The organism is Halopseudomonas sp. SMJS2 (assembly GCF_029866945.1).
In the GTDB taxonomy this organism is placed as follows: Bacteria; Pseudomonadota; Gammaproteobacteria; order Pseudomonadales; family Pseudomonadaceae; genus Halopseudomonas; species Halopseudomonas bauzanensis.
In genome coordinates, this window is sequence record NZ_CP123445.1 from 3,242,580 (window position 1) to 3,263,412 (window position 20,833).

A 20,833-nucleotide genomic window follows, 5' to 3' on the forward strand; every position below is an offset into this window, starting at 1 on the left:
CGGCAATTGGCTTCCCTACTTGCCAAATTCATCGCCCCATCCCATATGGCGGCTGTTTACTAACCCCGTCCTGCCGAAAGACGCCACAACTCACCGAACCTATGAACCTGACTGAACTCAAGCAAAAACCTATACCCGAACTGCTGGAAATCGCCGACCAGATGGGCCTGGAAAACATGGGCCGATCGCGCAAACAGGATGTGATCTTCGGCATTCTGAAGAAGCATGCCAAGAGCGGCGAAGACATCCACGGCGACGGCGTGCTGGAAATTCTGCAGGATGGTTTCGGTTTTCTGCGCTCAGCCGATTCGTCGTACCTGGCCGGCCCCGATGACATCTACGTGTCGCCCAGCCAGATTCGCCGTTTCAACTTGCGCACCGGCGATTCCATTTCCGGCAAGATCCGCCCACCGAAGGATGGTGAGCGCTACTTTGCGCTGTTGAAGGTCGACTCGATCAACTTCGACCGCCCGGAAAACACCAAGAACAAGATCCTGTTCGAAAACCTGACCCCCCTGTTCCCTGATGATCGTCTGAAGATGGAAGCCGGCAACGGTTCCACCGAAGACCTGATGGCGCGGATCATTGATCTGTGCGCCCCGATCGGCAAGGGTCAGCGCGGTCTGCTGGTAGCACCGCCGAAGGCCGGTAAGACCTTGATGTTGCAGAACATCGCCTCGAACATTGCCCGTAATAATCCCGAGTGCCACCTGATCGTCCTGTTGATCGATGAGCGCCCGGAAGAAGTGACCGAAATGCAGCGCACCGTACGCGGTGAAGTGGTTGCCTCGACCTTCGATGAGCCGCCGAGCCGTCACGTACAGGTCGCCGAGATGGTGATCGAGAAGGCCAAGCGCCTGGTTGAGCACAAGAAAGACGTGATCATCCTGCTCGACTCCATTACCCGCCTGGCTCGTGCCTACAACACCGTCATCCCCAGCTCCGGCAAGGTGCTGACCGGTGGTGTCGATGCCCACGCCCTGGAAAAGCCCAAGCGTTTCTTTGGCGCTGCGCGGAACATCGAGGAAGGCGGTAGCCTGACCATTATCGCCACCGCACTGGTCGATACCGGCTCGAAGATGGATGAAGTGATCTACGAGGAATTCAAGGGCACCGGCAACATGGAGATCCACCTGGATCGCAAGATTGCCGAGAAGCGTGTCTTCCCTGCCATCAACATCAACCGCTCCGGCACCCGTCGCGAAGAATTGCTGACCAGCGAAGACGAGCTGCAGCGCATGTGGATTCTGCGCAAGATCTTGCACTCCATGGATGAAATCGCTGCTATTGAATTCCTGCTCGACCGCCTGAAAGATACCAAGACCAACGACGAATTCTTCCTGTCGATGAAGCGCAGCAAGAACTGACCCGGCTGGAAGCGGCACGTTGCAAACGGCAAGCCGGCCTCGCAGGCTTGCCGTAGTTCCACTGCCTGCAGCACCCAGCAGTCGGATGCCGCACTCCACACCCCATTCACGGGCGGCGGCTGGGTATCCATCAGCTCGCCGCTTGAAGCTTGAGGCTTGAAGCTGCCATGCAATATTCCGATCTTCGTGATTTCATCAAGGGCCTGGAACAGCGCGGTGAACTGAAGCGCATCCAGACACCCGTCTCCCCCATCCTGGAAATGACCGAAGTCTGCGACCGTACCCTGCGCAAGGGCGGCCCGGCGCTGCTGTTCGAAAACCCCACCGGTTTCGACATGCCGGTGCTCGGCAACCTTTTCGGCACCCCCGGGCGGGTGGCACTGGGCATGGGCGCCAATGACGTCAGCGAGCTGCGGGAGATCGGTAAACTGCTGGCCTACCTCAAGGAACCCGATCCGCCGAAGGGGCTGAAGGACGCCTGGTCCAAGCTGCCGCTGGTGAAGAAGGTCATCTCCATGGCGCCCAAGGTGGTACGCGACGCGCCCTGCCAGGCCACCGTGATCGAAGGCGATGACGTGGACCTGTCGCAGATCCCAGTGCAGACCTGCTGGCCCGGCGATGCCGGTCCGCTGATCACCTGGGGGCTGGTGGTTACCCGCGGGCCGAACAAGGATCGACAGAACCTGGGCATCTATCGCCAGCAGGTGATCGGCCGCAACAAGGTAATCATGCGCTGGCTGAGCCATCGGGGCGGCGCGCTGGACTTTCGCGAGTGGTGCGAGAAGCACCCCGGCGAGCCCTTCCCGGTAGCGGTAGCGCTGGGCGCCGACCCGGCGACCATCCTCGGGGCGGTGACGCCGGTGCCTGATACCTTGTCCGAATATGCCTTTGCCGGCCTGCTGCGCGGTCAGCGTACCGAACTGGTCAAGTGCCGTGGCTCCGAGCTGCAGGTACCGGCCGGTGCGGAAATCGTGCTCGAAGGGGTGATTCACCCCGGCGAGATGGCCGACGAAGGCCCCTTTGGGGATCACACCGGTTACTACAACGAGGTGGACAGTTTCCCGGTGTTTACCGTGGAGCGCATCACCCAGCGGGAAAAACCGATCTATCACAGTACCTACACCGGCCGGCCGCCAGATGAACCGGCAGTGCTGGGCGTGGCGCTGAACGAGGTGTTCGTACCGATCCTGCAAAAACAGTTTCCGGAGATCACCGACTTCTACCTGCCGCCCGAGGGCTGCTCCTACCGCATGGCGGTAGTGTCCATGAAGAAGCAGTACCCTGGCCATGCCAAGCGGGTGATGCTCGGCGTGTGGAGCTTCCTGCGCCAGTTCATGTACACCAAGTTCGTCATCGTGGTGGACGATGATATCAATGTGCGCGACTGGAATGACGTGATCTGGGCTATCACCACCCGCATGGACCCCAAGCGCGATACCGTGATGATCGACAACACACCGATCGATTACCTCGACTTCGCCTCGCCGGTCTCCGGCCTGGGCAGCAAGATGGGCCTGGATGCCACCAACAAGTGGCATGGCGAAACCACCCGCGAATGGGGCACGGCGATCACCCAGGACCCGGCCGTGAAGCAGCGGATCGATGCCATCTGGTCGGAATTGGGAATAGATTGATGAAAGTGACTCTTCAGCCTTCGGGGCATGTAATCGAGCTGTTGCCCGGCGAGCGCATCATCGATGCCGCCCGCCGCCTGGGCTTCGATGCACCGCAGAGCTGTCGCAACGGCAATTGCCATATCTGCACCGCCAACCTGATCAGCGGCCGGGTACTGCAACACGGCACCGAGCGCCGCGGTGGCGAGCTGTTCACCTGCATTGCCGAGCCGCTGGAAGATTGCGTCGTACAGTGGGACAACGTCCTCGCGCCGGACGAGCTGCCGCTGCGCAGCCTGGCCTGTCAGGTGCTGGATATCCAGGATCTGGGCGGCGATGTCTGCCGGCTGCTGCTGCGCACACCGGCCGGCAAGCCCCTGCGCTACCATGCCGGGCAGTATCTGCTGCTGGAGCGCTTCGATGGCGAGCTATCGGCCTTCTCCATCGCCTCGGCGCCCCATGAAGAACGGCTGCTGGAATTGCATATTCTGGTTCGTGAGCAGAATACCGTCACGCTGGTGGAGCATATCCGTCAGCAGGGCATCGCCCGCATCAAGGCGCCCTTGGGTGACAGCTGCCTGCCGCGCCTGCCACAGCGCCCGCTGGTGCTGATTGCCGCCGGTACCGGTCTGGCGCAGATACAGAGCCTGACCCAATACTGCCTACAGCAAGGCTTCATCCAGCCGATTCACTTGTACTGGGGAGTCCGCCAGCCCGAGGACTTCTACCAGGCGCCGCATTGGGATCATTGGCAGCAGCAAGCCAATGTCTATCTGCACAAAGTAGTCAGCGATGCACCGGACTGGAGCGGTCGCCAGGGCATGCTGCCCGAGGCAGTATGTGAGGATCTGGCCGAGCTGGGGGGTTACGAGTTCTTCCTGTGCGGCTCGCCAGCAATGGTCTACGGCACGCTGGATGCTCTGCTGGCTGCTGGGGCAGTGGAGCAGCAGATCCATTCGGATGTGTTTGCCTATGCCCCGCGCGAGGCGTTGCCGGTAGAGCCGAACTAACTCGCCGGCAGCTTTTCGGCCAGGGAAGGCAAGACCGAAAAGCTTCGCGGCCAAGGCCGCTCCCACAAGAAGCACTCCGTTACAACAGCGCTTTCCCCGGCTGCGGCAGTTCTGGCAGATCATTCACCATCAGCGCAAACCCCTGACGCAGCATCTGCTGGCTGGCCTGGTGCTCACCCATGTGCTCCAGCAGCCTGACCAGCTCGGCGCAGGTCTGAATATCCCGGCGGCTGGCGAAGCTGGCTTCCAGATACTCCCGCGCCTTGCCCCACAAGCTGTTACGCAACGACAACCGCCCCAGCGCCAGTAGCAGGGTGGCGTCATGGGGATGATCCGGCAACCATTGCTCTGCGGCAGCCAGCTGGCGCGCCGGGTCGGCACCGCGTACCAGGCCGTAGATATGCACCAGACGATCGTTGTAGCTGTGCGTCAGCGCTTCGCGCAGGGTCTTTTCCGCATGCACCTCAGCCCCGGAAGCACGCAGCTGCAAGCAATAGGTCTCGATCAGCGCCACATCCTGCCGGTGCGGTTTGGGCAAACGCTCCCAGACACTGCTGACCGGGTTGGCTTCCCCGTCGGGCAGCCGCTGGCCACGCTGCCCGGCCTGGCTCAGCAGGGCGATGTAGACCTGACGCTCCAATGCCTGCTGATCCGCCTCACCGTATAGCTGGTGCCGACGTAGTTCCGGCAGCAGCTGTTCCAGCCGCTCCCAGTCTTCCAGGCGCAGATACAACTGGCCCATCAGTTTCAGCGCATACAGATGCTTGGGATGCTCCTTGCGGACCCGGGTCAGGGTTGCCAACGCCTGCTCCAGCTGACCGCGCGCCATCTGCAGTTGCGCCTGGGTGACGGCAATGGCGACATCGGCGTTGGGGGTGGTCTCATAGGCTTCGCGCAGCAGGTTATCGGCTTCGCGGTAATCTTCCAGCTCGTGGGCCGCGCGTGCCGCCGCCAGATAATTGATCAATGGCTGTTCGGCATGCGGCGCGGCGCGGCGCAACAGCCGCAGACTGTTGGACCAGTGGCCTTCGGCAAACTCCAGCAGCCCACGGGTAGTCACCTGGCTGGCACGGCGACTGCGGTTGCGCCGGGACCAGGGATTGACCCGGCGACTGGAGGCGTTGATCAGCCGCACCAATGCGCGCAGCAGCGCCAGCAGCAGCCACAGCGCCAGCACGAAGGCCAGGCCGACCCAGATGCTGGTCTCGATGGACATGTTGCGCCAGGCAATCAGCAGATAGCCTGGGTCCTCGGCAACCGCCATACCCAGCAGGGCGGCGATCAGCACCACTACCAGCACGGCGATGTAGCTTTTACTCATCAGCGCTTTCTCCCCTGCTGGCGGGCGCATTGCGGCTCTGGATATAAGCCGCCAGACCCTGCTGCAGCGGCGCCAGATCCGGCGCGATGATGGTGATGCGCTGCTCGGCCAGTTGCTGCAGCCGGTTCTGCATCGCCCGCACCTGCGGGTTGTCCAGTTCGAAGAACTGCTCCAGCATGCCGCTGGCGTGTTCCAGGCTGTCGCGGTAGATATCGCCCTCGCCGCGCAGCACTGCCCACTGAGCTTGCTCCAGCGTCAGTTGCAGGGTGCGGCGGATACGCTGCATCTCCGCTTCGTCAAGCAGCGGGGTGATGACCTTGCCGCGCTGGAAGTCGACCCGCACATAGCGCTCCAGGCGCATCAGCATGCGTTCACCGCGGGTGCGGCGGGCCAGGCGATCCTCGAACTCCTCTTCGGGCGTCACCTCATCAGGATCGAATACCGGCACCGGCAACGCGGTCAGATTGGCCACCTGGTCGTGCAGCGCCGCCAGCTTGAGATATAAACCGGAGCGGTCCACCACCGGCAGTGCCTCCAGTTCGGTCTGGTAGCGGGCCAATTGTTCGCGCACGGCAAACACGCCGCTATCGGGCTGGGCCTGCAGGATATGATCCACCGCTTCCAGCAACTGTCGCGCCGAGGTCACGTCCTGGGCCGCCAGCAGCCGCAGGGAGGCCAGGCGCAGCAGATACTCAGCCTCGGCCAGCTTCCAATCCGCCCGGGCATCACCCTGCAACGTATCCAGCCGTTGATTGAGGGCCTGCTGGCTGCGCTGCATGTCTGCCGTCAGACGCCGCAGCTGTTGCCACTCCTCGCTCGTCGGCAGCCCGGCCAGCCGCTGTTCAGCGCTGCGCTGATCCTGGCGCTGGGTATTGCGCAACTCGGTAAGCTGGTTATTCAACTGCTGCTGTTGGCCCTGCGCCAGCTGCTGGGTCTGATACCACTGCCAGCCGGACAGGCCCAGGGCAGCCAGGCCCACCAGCAGCGCGAGTATGGACACACCGCGCCCACCACCTTTGCCCGAGCCATGCTTGTCTCGCGAACGCGGCGAGGTCGGCGGTGGCGTCGCTCCGCTGCCGGTCACCTGGTCGCGCTTGTCCGATGTGCCGGCGCTCGTTTGTACCGGCGGCGTCACGGTAGTGTCGGTGGCAGGTTCGCCGGTGCCCTGATTATTGTCTTTAGTCGGTTCCACGCGTTTCCCCTTATGGCGTGAGCGGATGCGCCGTCACAGCTGCCAATACACTGTCATCATCTGCCCCTTGGCAAACGATAACATCTGTACAGCCCAGCTCGCGGGCCAGTCTGGCCACCCGCGCTCCCGGTACCCAGCATCGCCAATGGCGCTGCTGTTCCCATGTCGTTCCGGCCGCGCGCTGCCAATGCTGCAGCGCCTGACCACTGAGTATCACTATTGCCCTCGCGCCCTGCTCGGCCGCCACGGCAAGATCCTGCGCCAGCGTCGCTGGCATGTTGCGCTCGTAAAGCTCCAGCAGATCCACCCGGCCACCTGCGTCACGGATGGTTGCCGCCAGATGCTCACGCCCGCCTACCCCGCGCCAGATCAGCACACGCAGATCCGGCAGACTCAACAATCGCTGCCAGGCCGGCAGACGCAGCAGCGCTTCACTGTCCTGGCCATCCAGCGGGATTTGCACCGGCAGGCCGTAATCTTCCAGCACCGCCGCGGTTCCCGCGCCCACCGCAAACCACTCGATGGCGGCTGGCGGTTGCGGCCACAGCGCATCCATTCGCTCCAATCCCAGCCGCGCTGCGACCGGGCTGACCACCATCACCGCGTGGTAGCGGTCCAGTTCCAGCATCAGGCTGCGCTGGGCGCCGGTTTCCGCCTGCGGATCGATCTGCAGCAGTGGCAGGCTGACGGTGGTAACGCCCTGTGCCTGCAGACGCCCGGCGAGGCGGCGATTGTCGCTATCCGAGCGGGTCAGCAGCAGCGCTGCGCTCACTGCCCGTCCGCCTCCCGGTAGACCGCATCCAGAATCTCCTGCGCGCCCTGGCGCAGCAAGTCTTCCGCTACCGCCACGCCCAACTGCTCGGGTTCGGCCTCTGGACCACGGGCTTCGGCGGTCAACAGGCGCTCGCCGTTCGGATCACCCACCAGTCCACGCAGCCAGATTTCGCCATTGGCGCGCTCGGCATAACAGGCGATCGGCACCTGGCAACCGCCGTTCAGATGGTTGTTCAGCGCTCGCTCGGCGCGCACCCGCAGGGCGCTGTCGAGATCATTCATCGGTACCAGCAATGCTTGCAGTTCGGTGTCGTCGCTGCGGCATTCGATACCCACGGCGCCCTGGCCGCCGGCGGGCAGGCTCAACTCCGGCGGGATGCAGCTGCGGATGCGCGCATCGAAACCCAGCCGCTTGAGCCCGGCCGCGGCGAGGATGATGGCGTCGTATTCGCCGGCATCCAGCTTGGCCAGGCGGGTGTTGACGTTGCCACGCAGAAAGCGGATCTGCAGATCCGGGCGCCGGGCCATCACCTGGGCCTGGCGACGCAGGCTGGACGTGCCGACCACGCTGCCCTGGGGCAGTGCGTCGATGGATTCGTAGGTATTGGAAACAAAGGCGTCGCGCGGGTCTTCCCGCTCGCAAATGACGTACAGCCCCAGCCCTTCGGGAAACTGCATGGGCACGTCCTTCATGGAGTGCACGGCCAGGTCGGCCTCGTTCGCCAGCAGTGCCGTCTCCAGCTCCTTGACGAACAGGCCCTTGCCGCCAATCTTGGCCAGCGGGGAGTCCAGCAGCTTGTCGCCGCGACTGACCATGGGGACCAGGCTGACGGTCAGCCCGGGATGCAACTGTTCAAGACGCGCCTTCACATACTCGGCCTGCCACAGGGCCAGGGCGCTCTTGCGGGTGGCGATTCGCAGATGTCGACTCATGGGATTCTCGCTGTCTACCAACAGGCATGATACGCGATGCCCCGTCCATCATCCACGCGGGGTAGTGACGCAGGCCCGTCACAATTCTTCCATCAGCTTGCGCAATCCCGGTACGTGACGGCGACTGACCGTCAAGGTTTCATCCGGCAGCCCCTTGAGGTGCAGATGAAAATGTCCCATGGAGCTGCGTTGCAGCCGGCCGATGCGATTGCGGGCCACCAGCGCATTGCGGTGGATGCGCACGAAGTGGTTGCCGAACTCATCCTCGAGCGCCTTCAGCGGCTCGTCCAGCAGCAGCTCGCCCTCGCTGTGGCGCAGGGTCACGTATTTGTGGTCGGCCACGAAATACAGCACATCCTCGATCGGCACCAGCTCCACACCCTTGCGCGTGCGGGCGCTGATATGGCTGCGCGCCTGCTGCGTCTCGCTGGCGATACCGGCCTTACCCAGGCTCGCCAGCTGCAGACGGTTGAGTTTCTGCGCCTTGCCCAGCGCATCGGCCAGATCCTCGCTGCGCACCGGCTTGAGCAGGTAACCGACGGCGCTGACGGCGAAGGCTTCCAGCGCGTATTCACCGTGGGCGGTGCAGAACACCACCGCCGGCGCATCGGTCAGCCCGCACAGCCGCGCCGCGGCCTGCAGGCCATCCATGCCGGGCATGCGGATATCCAGCAGGACAATATCGGGATGCAGTTTCTCAACCAGTTCCAGCACCTCGTGCCCGTTGCTCGCCATCTCCGGCAAGGCGGTGTAACCCGGCAAGGCCGAGACCTGTCTGGCCAGGCGCTCTCGGGCAAGAGGTTCATCATCGGCGATAAGTACTTTCATGCCTGAATGACTTCCTGTTAAGTGGACGGTTGCCTACAAGGATAGACCAGCCTGCTGAAGTAGCGCGGCCCATCCTGCCACGCCTCCACTCGGGCGGCCGGCCCGAACAAGGCGGCGAGGCGCGCGCGGATATTGTTCAGCGCCATGCTGGCTCCCCGGTGCTCTGACTGTTGTGGACAGCTGTTGGATACCAGCAGTTCAACGCAGCCCTCACGATAGTGCCCTGCGACGATAATATCGCCACCCTGGATGCTCGGCTGCAGGCCATGCAAAATGGCGTTTTCCAGAAGTGGTTGCAGGGTCAACAGCGGCATCGGCAGGCTTTCCGGCAGCTCGTTCACTTGCCAGTCGATGCGCAAGCGTTCGCCCAGGCGGTACTGCTCGATGCGCAGATAACCACGACACAGGCGATATTCCTCCCCCCAGGTTGCCAGCGCTTCGGTGTCGGCCAGGTTGGCGCGGAACAGATCGGACAGATCAAGCACGGCGGTTTCTGCCTTGTGCGGCTGGCTGCCGATCAGGCTGACGATGCTGTTGAGGCTGTTGAACAGAAAGTGGGGCCGGATACGCGATTGCAGCGATTGCAGGCGCGCCTGCAGGGCAGCCTGATTGTGCAGCTGCCATTGCTGCTGCAGATAGAAATAGCGCAGCAGCATGCTGGTCATGATCAGCGCAATCAGCCCATGGCGCAGCAATTGATCGCCATGCAACGGCGGCACACCGACCATCCCCTGATAGAGCACCCAGTCGGCCACCACGGTGAACAGCAGCGCCAGCCCAACCACCACCGTATAGCAACAGGCGATCGCCAAGCCCAAGGGGCGACGGCGCATCCACGGCCGCAGGCGGCATAACAGCGCCGCGGACAGCAGCACTATCCATTGTACGAATAACGATGCCATCGCCAGCTGCAACCAGTCGAAACCTGCCGTGGCTGGCTGCGCCAACACCCACACCAGAACCATGAGCTCTGCCAGCACCACCAGGGTGAACACCGCTACCGATGAGCACAGGTCGGGGAGAAAGAAATCCTCCCCTGCCTGGGGCTTGCTCAATAATGTCCAGAATCCATTCTTCATCCGCGCAGTCTCCGCCAGCCGGGCGCCATGGTGCAAGTACAAATGATATCCTATGCGTCTTCTTTCCAATTCTGCAGCGGAACCATCCGACCCATGAGCCAAGATCAGACTACCAACCAATCCTGGGGCGGCCGTTTCAGCGAACCGGTGGACGCCTTCGTCGCCCGTTTCACTGCCTCGGTCGATTTCGACAAGCGCCTGTACAAGCATGACATCCAGGGCTCCATTGCCCATGCCACCATGTTGGCGAAGGTTGGCGTGCTCAGCGACAGCGAACGCGACAGCATCATCGACGGGCTGCGTGCGATCCAGGGCGAAATCGAGGCCGGACAGTTCGATTGGCGGGTGGATCTGGAAGATGTGCACATGAACATCGAGGCACGGCTGACCGAGCGCGTCGGCATCACCGGCAAGAAGCTGCACACCGGCCGCTCGCGCAATGATCAGGTCGCCACCGATATCCGCCTGTGGCTGCGCGAAGAGATCGACATCATCGTCGCCGAACTGGAGCGCCTGCAACGCGGTCTGCTGCAACAGGCCGAGCAGCACGCCGAGGTGATCATGCCCGGCTTTACCCACCTGCAAACCGCCCAGCCGGTCACCTTCGGGCATCATTTGCTGGCCTGGTTCGAGATGCTCTGCCGCGACCGCGAACGTCTGCTCGATTGCCGCAAGCGGGTCAACCGCATGCCGCTGGGCAGCGCTGCCCTCGCCGGCACCACCTACCCGATCGATCGCCAGCTGACCTGCGAGCTGCTGGGTTTTGATGCGGTGTCCGGTAACTCGCTGGATGGCGTGTCCGACCGCGATTTCGCTATCGAATTCTGCGCCGCCGCCGCGCTGGCCATGATGCACCTGTCGCGCTTCTCCGAAGAGTTGGTACTGTGGACCAGTGCCCAGTTCAACTTCATCGAGTTGCCTGACCGCTTCTGCACCGGCTCCTCGATCATGCCGCAGAAGAAAAACCCCGATGTACCCGAGTTGGTACGTGGCAAGTCCGGCCGCGTTTACGGCCACCTGATGGGCCTGCTGACCCTGATGAAGAGCCAGCCGCTGGCGTACAACAAGGACAATCAGGAAGACAAGGAGCCGCTGTTCGACGCTGCCGACACCCTGCGTGACAGCCTGCGCGCCTTTGCCGACATGATCCCGGCGATTCGGCCCCGCGTGGACGTGATGCGCGAAGCGGCCCGCCGCGGCTTCTCCACCGCCACCGACCTGGCTGACTATCTGGTACGCAAGGGCCTGCCCTTCCGCGACTGCCATGAGATTGTCGGCCATGCGGTGAAATACGGGGTGGACAGCGGCAAGGATCTGGCAGAGATGAGCCTGGACGAACTGCGCCGCTTCAGCGACCAGATCGGGCAGGATGTGTTCGAGGTGCTGACTCTGGAAGGCTCGGTGAATGCCCGCGACCATATCGGCGGCACCGCGCCGGCCCAGGTCAGAGCGGCCGTACAGCGTGGTCGCGAGTTGCTGGGCGACAGCTGAACGAGTCCCTCCGTGGAGGGCCTCCCCCGGCGGCGATACTGACCGCAGGGGGGTGCCCTTTCATTCAGAGTGCTGCGCTGACCGACAGCACAAAGTTGCCGGTGCCCTGGTCGCCGTAGGTACTGTTGATCAACTGATACTCACCCGCTCCCAGATACAGCTCCAGCTGGGCATTGGTGCCTCCGGCGCTGTCATCATCCTGCTCTTCCAGCCCCTGTCCCTGCAAACCCAGCATTGCGTCAAAGTCCGATGAGCGCAGGGTAATCCGGTAGCGTCCGGGTTGCTCGATTGGCAAAGCGACGGTCGTCGGCTGCCCCTCGCTCAGGCGCCCCACGCGGGTTTCGCCCGGTGCGATGCGACCATCCAGCTGCGCCACTTCGGTCAGCTCCGTACGCAAGGTGAATACGCCTTCACCGTTGCCATGCTGAGCGGCATTGATACGGTAGGTACCCGGCTCGACCACCACGCTCAGCAGCGCATCATGGCCGCCACCGCTGTCATCATCACGCGCGTTGACGCCCAGGCCAGACAGCTCCAGCAGGCTATCGATATCATCCGACTGCATGCTCACCTGCAGCAAGCCAGACTGTTCAATGGTCAGCCGGTAGGTCTGCGGATGCCCGGTCAGCATGCCAGTGGCATCGACGCCCAGGCGCAGCTCATCGCCATCACCGAGGGTGACTCCTTCGGGCATCTCCCAGCGTTTGAAGCTCAGGCTGTAGACCCCTTCGACACTGGTATCGATGCCGCTGGCTATCAGCTGATAACTGCCTTCGGGCAGCATGGTCAGCATCCGGGAATCGGTGCCGCCAGCGCTATCGTCATCCGTCCGGTTGATGCCATTGCCCCGCAACTTCAACACGGTATCGAATTCGGCTGAGCGCATGACCAGCTCATACAGGCCTTTTTCTGCCACCTGCAGACTATAGTGATTGCCGTTGTTCGAACTGCCGGCCCGCAGCCGCCCCAGGATATCCGCCTCCGGCTGCAGCTCACCGTCGTTGGTGAGTTCACCGGTGCTCAGCTCGACACGGAAAGGGCCATAATCGCTGGCACTTCGGCCGCTGACCGCCAGGCGGTAGCGACCATCCTTCTCCGGCTGCAGAAACAGGCTCTCGTTCCGCGGGCCGCTGACCAGCTCGCCCTGCTCTGACAACAGCAACAACACCGGCTGGTTCAGCGCACCGCTGCTTTCCACTCGGTACAGGCTGCCACCCTGCAACTGCAGGTCGAAGCTCTGCGTACGCGAGCCATCGTTCAAATTGATCGGGCTCTGGCTGGACAGCTCGCCAGTCAGGGTCGCGGGCACTTCGCTCACGACCGGAGTAGCCGTCGAGGCGGTCGGTTCTTTACAGCCAGACAACAGGATCGCAAGGCCCGCCAGCGGCAGGGCGAGAGCACGGTGTGTAAACGGCATAGAGCATCCTCAGTTTCAGCTCATTGACGAAAAAACGCCCGACAATCAAAGCATTGCCGGGCGCAGAGCAGAGACTATAAAACGTATCCCAGGGAATGGGCAGCGGAATATTCAGGCGGCGGGCTGTTGCTGGGTAATGCAATGAATATTGCCGCCACCCAGGAGAATCTCACGTCCGGGCACCATCACCACCCGGCGCTCGGGAAACAGGGATTCAAGTATGGCCTGCGCCTGGGCGTCCTGCGGATCATCAAATGCAGGCGCGACAACACCACCGTTGACGATCAGGAAGTTGATGTAGGAACCGGCCAGGCGAACGCTGGGCGAACGCGGCTGACTGCCTGGTACCTGATCCACCCCTGCGCATTCCGCCGTGGTGGCGTGAATCGGCCCGGGAATCGGCATCCGATGTACTGTCAGTTCCCGCCCCTGTGCATCCCGGCTGCTCTCCAATACGCGCAATGCTGCCTGGCATCGGACATGGTTGGGGTCAGTCGGATCATCGGTCCAGGCCAACAAGACCTCACCGGGGCGCACGAAACAGCAGAAGTTGTCCACATGGCCGTCGGTTTCGTCGTTGTATAACCCCTCCGGCAACCAGATGACCCGCTCGATGCCCAGATAATCCATCAACATCCGCTCGACCTCATGGCGTTGCAGGTGCGGGTTGCGATTGGCATTGAGCAGGCATTCCTCGGTGGTGATCAGGGTGCCCTCGCCGTCCACATGAATCGCCCCGCCCTCCAGTACGAAGCCGTCGGTACGATAACGCGGGCAGCGCTCCAGGCCGAGAATCTTGTCGGCCACCTGATCGTCCCGGTTCCACGGCCAGTACAAGCCGCCATCGAAGCCGCCCCAGGCATTGAACACCCAGTCGACACCGCGCACCCCGCCCTGGCCATTGGTAACGAAGGTCGGGCCGGTATCACGCACCCAGGCATCATCGCTGCTGATTTCCACTACCCGAATGGCCGGGTGATCCAGCTGCAGACTGGCGTTGGCATATTGCGCGGCAGATACGCCGACCGTGACCGGCTCGAAGCTGGCAATCGCGCGCGCCACCTCGGCAAAGGCGGCCTGGGCTGGTTTGGCTCCGAGCCGCCAGTTGTCCGGGCGTTCCGGCCAGAGCATCCAGGTCTGACTGTGCGGTCCCCACTCGGCGGGCATGGCGTAACCGTCGGCGCGGGGCGTACTGTGCAAGGTGTACATGAATCAGGACTCCAGCGAACCATCCAGGGTTTTCAGCGGACCATACAGATTCGGCCGGCGGTCACGGAACACACCCCAGGCGGCGCGGATATGCTCCAGCTGGTCCAGATCGAATTGCTGCACCAGCACGGTTTCGTCGCTGTCATTGGCTTCCTGCACCTTCTCGCCGAACTGGTTGGCGATGAAGGAGGCGCCGTAGAAGGTGATGTCATAGCCGTCCTGCTCTTCCAGCCCAACCCGGTTGCTCGCCACCAATGGCATCAGATTGGCCCCGGCGTGGCCCTGTTGCACCCGCTGCCAATGATCCTTCGAGGTAATGGAGGAGTCATGCGGCTCACTGCCGATGGCGGTGGGATAGAACAGGATTTCCGCGCCTTGCAAGGCCATGGCCCGGGCGCTTTCCGGGAACCACTGATCCCAGCAGATACCCACACCGATAGTGGCAAAGCGGGTCTTCCAGACCTTGAAACCAGTATCACCGGGGTTGAAATAGTACTTTTCGTGATAGCCGGGGCCATCCGGAATATGACTTTTGCGGTACACACCCAGATTGCGTCCGTCGGCATCAATAATGACAACGCTGTTGAAGCGCGCCCGGCCAGACAACTCGAAGAAGCTGATCGGCAATACCACCTCGAGCTCCTTCGCCAGCTTGCTGAAATGCGCAATGGCAGGATTGTCTTCAACCGAGGTGGCCAGCTGCAGGTATTCAGGATTGGGCTTCTGGCAAAAATACGGGGTTTCGAACAGCTCCTGAATCAGAATGATCTGCGCGCCCTTGGCAGCGGCCTGCCGTACCAGTTGTTCGGCTTTGGCAATATTGGCCTGGCGATCCCAGCTGCAACTCATCTGGGTGGCGGCGACGGTAACGAGGCGGGGCATGGCGGTTCTCCGGCAGGTGGATAATGTATCAGAGCATAACCCATGCAACTCTCCATCGCCCCTTGGCGCTGTCATCGAGCTCTGAAACGCCACTGACTGAGAATGATGCCGGCAAACACACAGGCGGCACCGGCCCACTGCCAGCCGGTCAGGCCCTGATCCAGAAACCAGTAACCCAATGCCAATGCCGACAGAGGGCTGAGCAACAAGAGGATGGAAAGAAACACCGGATCCAGGCCACGCAAAGCACGAAACCACAGCAGATAGGGCGCCCCCGTGCCCAGCAATGCCAGATAGAGGTAGCCTCCCACCTCGCCGGAACTCAGGGACGGCGGCAGCCCCTCAAACCACAGCATAAAGGGCAACAGCAGCAGTCCCCCGAGCAGCAATTGCCACCCGGTAAAAGCCAGCAGCGGGATGGGCAGTTGCCAGCGTTTGACCAACAACGTGCCTAGCGCCATGCTGAACGCCGCCACTGTCGCCGCCAGGACGCCGATACCATCCCAGACCAGGCGGCTGGGAGAGACCAGCACCATGGCCACGCCCAGCAGCCCCAGCAGCACCCCAAGGATCATCTGCAGACCGGTACGTTGACGGAACAGCAGCCAACCAAAACCTACCACCAACAAAGGCTGGGTACAGATCAGCAAGGCAGCCAACCCCCCAGGCAAGCGATAGGCGCTGACAAACAGCGGCCAATGCAACAACGACATGCAGAGTGCACTTACTACCACCAATCTGAGCCAATCATCCCGCGACGGTATATAGCGGGTGATCAGCACCATAAGCAGTCCTATAGGCAGGATGCGCAAAACCGCAGCCGTCAGCGGTCGATCCGGTGGCAGCCATTCGGTGGTGACCAGATAGGTACTGCCCCAAACCAATGGCGGTAACGCCGCCATAACCCATAACCGACTCATACCGTCTTCTCCATTGAAACCGCTTATTGCCTGGGTGTCAGCAATATGGGTGCCAAACCACCTTTGCGGCGCTGTCCCGCCAATATCAGGGCCCGGCGAATGGCAGCTGGATCCGACATCCGTTCAGGATGAAGGCGTTTCGTGCATATTGCAGAGAGCAAACCTTGCTCGGCAGCAGCCAAACGCGCAGCGATGCCGGGTACAGGGAAACCAGCCAACTGGCGCGCTTCTTGCTGGCTGCACTATGTCTTTTACCTAGGAGTTCTGTAATGCAACGTATATATACCCAACCCGATCCGTTCGAGCCATTCGCCTTGTCTCAGGCCATCGCTGCGGGTGAATGGATTTTTGTGTCCGGCCAAGCCGCTTTAGATGCTCAGGGAAATATCGTCGGAGAGGATGACTTTCGATTACAAGCCGAGACCGCTTTCAATAATCTGCAGGCCATTCTGCAGGCGGCTGGTTCCGGGCTGCAGGACGTAGTGAAAGTCACCATATTCATGACCAACATGCAGTACTTCGGCGAGGTGGTTGAGCTGCGCCACCGCTACTTCAGCCAACCCTACCCGGCGGATAGTATTGTTGAGGTAAAAGCGCTGGCCCTGCCGCAACTGATGTTCGAGATTGAAGCCGTCGCCATGCGCGGAGCAGGTAAAAGCTGACAGGCCTGGCATCCAGTGTCGCGTTACAGTTCATCTTCTCCTCCGCGGATACGCTTGAGGCGCCGCCATAGCGTTGTCTGGCTGATACCAAGGTACTCAGCCGCCTGGGCCTTATTGCCACCGAACATCTGCAACGCCTTGACGATCTCCTCCTGCTCGATGTTATGCAAATGCCCACCACGCGGCTCAATTGTTGGCTGCTCGTATAGTTCGGGAAGAACCCTGGGCAGTGATTCAACCAGCAACTCCCAGTTACCATACAGCTTGAGCGAGACAATCAGACGCTCAACGTAGTTCTCCAGCTCACGGACGTTGCCGGGCCAGCGGTAGCGTCGGAAAATCGGGGTAATCCCCTTGACCAGATCCTCCAGCGCCACCTCAATGCCGTAGCGCAGCGACTCGTTGCGCATGAGAAACTCGGTCAGCACAGGAATATCTTCCGGGCGCTCGCGTAAGGGCGGCATGTGTACCTGAAAGGTACTGATCCGGTAGTACAGATCTTCACGGAAACGACCGGCTCGCACTTCTTCCATCAAGTCCACGTTGGCGGCTGCAACAAACTTGATATTCAGGGCAATGGGCCGGCGGGAGCCAACAGGTGAGATCTCTCGCTCCTGTAGCACCCGGAGCAGCTTGGCTTGCTGGGACAGCGGCAACGAGTTGATCTCGTCCATGAAAAAGGTGCCACCGTTTGCAGCCTCCAGCAGACCCGACTTGCCGCCACTCTTGGCGCTGGTAAAAGCCCCATCGGCGTAGCCGAACAGCTCGGACTCAAACAGTTCCGCAGGAATAGCCGCGCAGTTAATGGCGATAAAGGGCCCTTTCGCATTAGCACTGGCCTGATGCGCCTGTCGAGCAGCAAGCTCCTTGCCGGTACCTGTTTCACCGCGAATCAACACCGTGCCCGGTGTGGCGCCGTATACCAGTAGCTGATTCTGCACATCCGCCATGCGGCCAGACTGATAGACCAGTCGGCGATTGTCACCATTCGATACGGCCACCGGGCTTGGCACTACATGATAAAGATAGCCAACCCGCTCGCCACCGACATCAAACGACTGCTTGCTCAGGTTGCATAGTCGCTCGCCAAGCAGCAGACCCTCTGCACTGATGCTCTCGGCCTCGAGCACCCGGGCATCAAACAGGCCATCCAGCCGGCGCCGACGATGGAGTGAGGGTAGCAGGCTGCTGGCGCCTGCGTTCCACGACACAATCCCACCCTCGCGGTTGGTCAATATCTGCGCGTTGGACGTCTGATCCATGAGGAACTGCACCAGAGCATGCTGCTGTTGCTGACGCTTGTGCTCCCCGGCATGGCGTATCGCCTTGCGTATCAGGTTACGGCAGGACTCCCGGGAGTACAGCAGGACTGATTCCAACCCCCACTGCCGGGCCAGATCACAGGCGTAGCTGGAGCCGATCACCACACCAAACCCCTGGTCGCGCAGGTTGTGGAAAACTTCCTTGGCGTGTTCGGCGGTACTGTAGGTGTGATGTGACAGTTCAAGACCGTCGAACAGACCAAGCAATTCAAGATTGGTCTCCTGCCGCTCGTAAGTGAGCAACAGAATGCGGGAGGAGATTCGCCGGGCGGTAATAACCGCCTGGACCAGATCCGTTTGCTCTACCTTCAACGCCAATACCGGCATCGGCAAGGTATCGTTCAGATAGAAGGCATTGGCGCCAGCGCTGATAAATACATCTACCGCCTGACGCTCGATCAAATCCCGTGCTGAGCGCACCGCGTCATTGAAAATGTTATCAATGATGGTGATGCTGGCGACCGCCTCAAACTCAGGTATGAGGCTATGCACCAGCCGGCTCAGCTTCGAGTTACCGATCAGGCACACCCTGACCCGGTCAAGTTCCGCATTGGCAAATTCCACGCTCTGACCTCTTTTATTGTTATCGGGGCAGTGGGAGCTCAGGAACGAAAAACCCAGGGTTCTTCGCGCTGCCTTATGGCCTCATATGTTTTTATCTGTTCCGCGTACTGCAGGGTCTCGCCAATCTCATCCAACCCGCTGAGCAAACGCTGACGACGGCCCTCCTCCAGCTCGAAGACCCAGTTGAGGGTACCGACTCGCAACATTCTGTCGGTCAAATTTACCTGCACTTGCAGGCCGATCTCGGCCTGCGCCAGGTCGAACAACTGATCGACCTCGGCCTGCGGTAACCTCAGCGGCAGCACACCATTATTGAAACAGTTATTGTCGAATATATCGCCGAAGCTGGGAGCGATAATGACCCGCACACCAAAATCCCGCAGGGCCCATACGGCATGTTCACGACTGGAGCCGCAGCCGAAATTGGCTTGGGCAAGCACCACACTACCACGCCGATAAGGCTCCCGGTTAAGAATGAAATCAGGGTTTTCCCGCCGCGATGAAAGCGGGGTATCAATCTCTCCCGGATCGAGATAACGCTCGTCGTCGAATAGAAAATTGCCGAAGCCGTGAGAGTCCAGACTCTTCAGGTATTGCTTGGGTAGCAACATATCGGTATCAATGTTGGCCCGGTTCAGCGGAATAAGAATTCCCGAATGCGTGATCAAAGGCTGCATATTTCAAAGGCTCCTGAAATCAACCAGTTCCCCAGCCACTGCCGCAGCAGCGGCCATAGCCGGGGACATCAAATGGGTACGTCCACCCTTGCCCTGGCGTCCTTCAAAGTTACGATTGGAAGTCGCGGCGCAGCGCTCGCCTGGATTCAATCGGTCCGCATTCATGCCCAGACACATGGAGCAGCCCGGCGCTCGCCATTCAAACCCAGCTGCCTTGAAGATGCGATCCAGCCCTTCCCGCTCTGCCTGCAGGCGTACCAGTCCAGAGCCAGGTACCACTAGCGCCTGACGAACGCGGCCATGTACTCGGCGATCACGCAAAACGGCGGCCGCAGCGCGTAGATCCTCAATGCGCGCATTGGTACAGGAACCGATAAACACTCGATCCACCGGTAGCCCGGCCAGCGGCTGCTGCGATTTCACTCCCATGTAACTGCGGGCGCGCTTCCAATCCAGCCGTTGCAGCGCGTCACGAGCCTGACTATCGTCGGGAATCAGGCCATCAATCGACGCCACCATATCTGGCGAAGTGCCCCAGGTGACCTGAGGCTCGACATCTTCAGCGTCGAGTTCAAAAACCTTGTCAAACTTCGCATCCGCATCGGAATGCAGTGTGCTCCGCCAGACCTCTATCGCCGCTTGCCAGGCGTCGCCGGTGGGCGCCATGGGGCGGCCGCTGACGTACCGCTCGGTGACCTCGTCGTAAGCGATTAGTCCCACGCGCGCACCAGCCTCGATGCTCATGTTGCACAGCGTCATGCGTCCTTCCATGCTCAGAGCACTGATCGCTGTACCGCTGAATTCCAGTGCATGGCCGCTACCACCAGCGGCGCCGATGCGGCCGATGATGTACAGGGCCAGATCCTTGGCGGTAATGCCTGGCGCCAGCTTGCCGTTCACCTGAATACGGAAATTCTTCAGCTTGCGGCTGCGCAGCGTCTGGGTCGCCAGCACATGTTCAACCTCGCTGCTACCGATCCCATGGGCCAGTGCCGCGAGAGCGCCGTGGGTGGCGGTGTGGGAATCACCGCACACAAGGGTTACACCGGGCAGCGTAAAACCCTGCTCCGGTCCGACGATATGGACAATCCCCTGTCGCGCGTCCTCCAGCGCAAACAGCGGGATAGCAAACTCCCGACTATTGTCCTCCAATGTCGCGATTTGCCGCCGGGCAATAGGGTCAGCTACACCGCCAATGCCCTGCTCGCGGCTGAGCGTCGGCACGTTGTGATCCGGCGTCGCCAGGCTGGTATCGAGTCGCCAGGGTAGACGACCAGCCAGACGTAAGTTGGAAAATGCCTGGGGTGAAGTCACCTCATGCAACAGGTGACGGTCGATGTACAGAAGCGTAGATCCATCTGGCATGTCAGCGACCCGGTGCCGCTCCCAGAGTTTGTCATAGAGCGTATGTGCCCCCATATGTACCTCGAGACAGTCAATTATCAACGATACCGCGCACGTTCAGCGGCGATGTGGCGTCCAGGGTACCCAGCGATATAGCTCTTCAGTTGTACCGCTGGCTACTCGATAGCCGCAGTAACTATCCAACCGCCCTCTCGCTTGCGGTTGGAT

General features: G+C 61.3%; 18 protein-coding genes. 5 read left to right on the forward strand and 13 right to left on the reverse strand.

Annotated elements, in window-relative coordinates; translation table 11 throughout:
• Nucleotides 1–101: 101 nt before the first annotated feature.
• From rho to QAO71_RS15210, 3 genes are all read left to right on the forward strand, one after another.
• Nucleotides 102–1,367 carry a transcription termination factor Rho gene (gene rho / locus QAO71_RS15200; RefSeq protein WP_036989037.1) on the forward strand — a complete coding sequence of 422 codons (1,266 nt, stop codon included), beginning with the start codon at nucleotides 102–104 and terminating at the stop codon, nucleotides 1,365–1,367.
• Nucleotides 1,368–1,534: 167 nt separating this feature from the next.
• Nucleotides 1,535–3,001 carry a 4-hydroxy-3-polyprenylbenzoate decarboxylase gene (gene ubiD / locus QAO71_RS15205; RefSeq protein ID WP_074779456.1) on the forward strand — a complete coding sequence of 489 codons (1,467 nt, stop codon included), beginning with the start codon at nucleotides 1,535–1,537 and terminating at the stop codon, nucleotides 2,999–3,001.
• Nucleotides 3,001–3,990: a 2Fe-2S iron-sulfur cluster-binding protein gene (locus tag QAO71_RS15210; protein ID WP_280164807.1), complete on the forward strand. Its 990-nt coding sequence runs from the start codon at nucleotides 3,001–3,003 to the stop codon at nucleotides 3,988–3,990. The genes ubiD and QAO71_RS15210 overlap by 1 nt, the downstream gene beginning before the upstream one ends.
• A 79-nt stretch (nucleotides 3,991–4,069) precedes the next feature.
• Here QAO71_RS15210 and QAO71_RS15215 read toward each other — a convergent pair whose 3' ends face one another.
• The 6 genes from QAO71_RS15215 to QAO71_RS15240 form a co-directional block, all read right to left on the reverse strand.
• The gene (locus tag QAO71_RS15215) at nucleotides 4,070–5,311 is read right to left on the reverse strand and encodes a heme biosynthesis HemY N-terminal domain-containing protein (protein ID WP_036989033.1); all 1,242 of its coding nucleotides are present in this window, start codon (nucleotides 5,309–5,311) and stop codon (nucleotides 4,070–4,072) included.
• The gene (locus QAO71_RS15220; protein ID WP_051610753.1) at nucleotides 5,304–6,503 is read right to left on the reverse strand and encodes a uroporphyrinogen-III C-methyltransferase; all 1,200 of its coding nucleotides are present in this window, start codon (nucleotides 6,501–6,503) and stop codon (nucleotides 5,304–5,306) included. Before QAO71_RS15220 ends, QAO71_RS15215 begins: the two co-directional genes overlap by 8 nt.
• A 10-nt stretch (nucleotides 6,504–6,513) precedes the next feature.
• Complete coding sequence (locus QAO71_RS15225) at nucleotides 6,514–7,275, reverse strand: uroporphyrinogen-III synthase (protein WP_074779460.1); 762 nt, start codon at nucleotides 7,273–7,275, stop codon at nucleotides 6,514–6,516.
• Entirely contained in the window at nucleotides 7,272–8,210 is a 939-nt protein-coding gene (gene hemC / locus QAO71_RS15230) for a hydroxymethylbilane synthase (protein WP_036989031.1), read from the reverse strand. The genes QAO71_RS15225 and hemC overlap by 4 nt, the downstream gene beginning before the upstream one ends.
• Before the next feature lie 78 nt (nucleotides 8,211–8,288).
• Nucleotides 8,289–9,038: a LytTR family DNA-binding domain-containing protein gene (locus QAO71_RS15235; protein WP_280164808.1), complete on the reverse strand. Its 750-nt coding sequence runs from the start codon at nucleotides 9,036–9,038 to the stop codon at nucleotides 8,289–8,291.
• Between the two features lie 17 nt (nucleotides 9,039–9,055).
• Nucleotides 9,056–10,117: a sensor histidine kinase gene (locus QAO71_RS15240; protein WP_280164809.1), complete on the reverse strand. Its 1,062-nt coding sequence runs from the start codon at nucleotides 10,115–10,117 to the stop codon at nucleotides 9,056–9,058.
• Nucleotides 10,118–10,210: 93 nt separating this feature from the next.
• On the opposite strand from QAO71_RS15240, the gene argH reads away from it, so the two are divergent.
• Nucleotides 10,211–11,608: an argininosuccinate lyase gene (argH, locus tag QAO71_RS15245; protein WP_036989027.1), complete on the forward strand. Its 1,398-nt coding sequence runs from the start codon at nucleotides 10,211–10,213 to the stop codon at nucleotides 11,606–11,608.
• 64 nt (nucleotides 11,609–11,672) lie between these two features.
• Here the strand turns inward: argH and QAO71_RS15250 are convergent, their stop codons facing one another.
• From QAO71_RS15250 to QAO71_RS15265, 4 genes are all read right to left on the reverse strand, one after another.
• Nucleotides 11,673–13,025, reverse strand: a complete 1,353-nt coding sequence (locus QAO71_RS15250; RefSeq protein ID WP_280164810.1) for a hypothetical protein — start codon at nucleotides 13,023–13,025, stop codon at nucleotides 11,673–11,675.
• 111 nt (nucleotides 13,026–13,136) lie between these two features.
• Nucleotides 13,137–14,234 (reverse strand): agmatine deiminase, encoded by a 1,098-nt coding sequence (aguA, locus tag QAO71_RS15255; protein ID WP_280164811.1) that lies wholly within the window; start codon nucleotides 14,232–14,234, stop codon nucleotides 13,137–13,139.
• 3 nt (nucleotides 14,235–14,237) lie between these two features.
• Nucleotides 14,238–15,116, reverse strand: coding sequence for an N-carbamoylputrescine amidase (gene aguB / locus QAO71_RS15260; RefSeq protein ID WP_036989024.1), 879 nt, complete (start codon nucleotides 15,114–15,116; stop codon nucleotides 14,238–14,240).
• 71 nt (nucleotides 15,117–15,187) lie between these two features.
• Complete coding sequence (locus tag QAO71_RS15265; protein WP_136868750.1) at nucleotides 15,188–16,036, reverse strand: EamA family transporter; 849 nt, start codon at nucleotides 16,034–16,036, stop codon at nucleotides 15,188–15,190.
• Between the two features lie 164 nt (nucleotides 16,037–16,200).
• Between QAO71_RS15265 and QAO71_RS15270 the strand changes: the two genes are divergently transcribed.
• A complete protein-coding gene (locus QAO71_RS15270) occupies nucleotides 16,201–16,698 on the forward strand; it encodes a RidA family protein (protein WP_280164812.1) in 498 nt (165 codons plus the stop codon).
• A 23-nt stretch (nucleotides 16,699–16,721) separates the two neighbouring features.
• Here the strand turns inward: QAO71_RS15270 and QAO71_RS15275 are convergent, their stop codons facing one another.
• The 3 genes from QAO71_RS15275 to leuC are packed head-to-tail and all read right to left on the reverse strand — an operon-like array spanning nucleotide 16,722 to nucleotide 20,680.
• A complete protein-coding gene (locus QAO71_RS15275) occupies nucleotides 16,722–18,584 on the reverse strand; it encodes a sigma 54-interacting transcriptional regulator (protein ID WP_136868749.1) in 1,863 nt (620 codons plus the stop codon).
• Nucleotides 18,585–18,622: 38 nt separating this feature from the next.
• Nucleotides 18,623–19,261: a 3-isopropylmalate dehydratase small subunit gene (gene leuD, locus QAO71_RS15280; protein ID WP_136868748.1), complete on the reverse strand. Its 639-nt coding sequence runs from the start codon at nucleotides 19,259–19,261 to the stop codon at nucleotides 18,623–18,625.
• A gap of 3 nt (nucleotides 19,262–19,264) precedes the next feature.
• Nucleotides 19,265–20,680, reverse strand: coding sequence for a 3-isopropylmalate dehydratase large subunit (leuC, locus tag QAO71_RS15285; RefSeq protein WP_280164813.1), 1,416 nt, complete (start codon nucleotides 20,678–20,680; stop codon nucleotides 19,265–19,267).
• Between the last annotated feature and the right edge of the window lie 153 nt (nucleotides 20,681–20,833).

Coding starts and splice junctions, on each gene's coding strand:
- rho (WP_036989037.1), top strand. CDS start 102: ATGAACCTGACTGAACTCAAGCAAAAACCTATACCCGAACTGCTGGAA.
- ubiD (WP_074779456.1), top strand. CDS start 1,535: ATGCAATATTCCGATCTTCGTGATTTCATCAAGGGCCTGGAACAGCGC.
- QAO71_RS15210 (WP_280164807.1), top strand. CDS start 3,001: ATGAAAGTGACTCTTCAGCCTTCGGGGCATGTAATCGAGCTGTTGCCC.
- QAO71_RS15215 (WP_036989033.1), bottom strand. CDS start 5,311: ATGAGTAAAAGCTACATCGCCGTGCTGGTAGTGGTGCTGATCGCCGCC.
- hemC (WP_036989031.1), bottom strand. CDS start 8,210: ATGAGTCGACATCTGCGAATCGCCACCCGCAAGAGCGCCCTGGCCCTG.
- QAO71_RS15235 (WP_280164808.1), bottom strand. CDS start 9,038: ATGAAAGTACTTATCGCCGATGATGAACCTCTTGCCCGAGAGCGCCTG.
- QAO71_RS15240 (WP_280164809.1), bottom strand. CDS start 10,117: ATGAAGAATGGATTCTGGACATTATTGAGCAAGCCCCAGGCAGGGGAG.
- argH (WP_036989027.1), top strand. CDS start 10,211: ATGAGCCAAGATCAGACTACCAACCAATCCTGGGGCGGCCGTTTCAGC.
- QAO71_RS15250 (WP_280164810.1), bottom strand. CDS start 13,025: ATGCCGTTTACACACCGTGCTCTCGCCCTGCCGCTGGCGGGCCTTGCG.
- aguA (WP_280164811.1), bottom strand. CDS start 14,234: ATGTACACCTTGCACAGTACGCCCCGCGCCGACGGTTACGCCATGCCC.
- aguB (WP_036989024.1), bottom strand. CDS start 15,116: ATGCCCCGCCTCGTTACCGTCGCCGCCACCCAGATGAGTTGCAGCTGG.
- QAO71_RS15265 (WP_136868750.1), bottom strand. CDS start 16,036: ATGAGTCGGTTATGGGTTATGGCGGCGTTACCGCCATTGGTTTGGGGC.
- leuD (WP_136868748.1), bottom strand. CDS start 19,261: ATGCAGCCTTTGATCACGCATTCGGGAATTCTTATTCCGCTGAACCGG.
- leuC (WP_280164813.1), bottom strand. CDS start 20,680: ATGGGGGCACATACGCTCTATGACAAACTCTGGGAGCGGCACCGGGTC.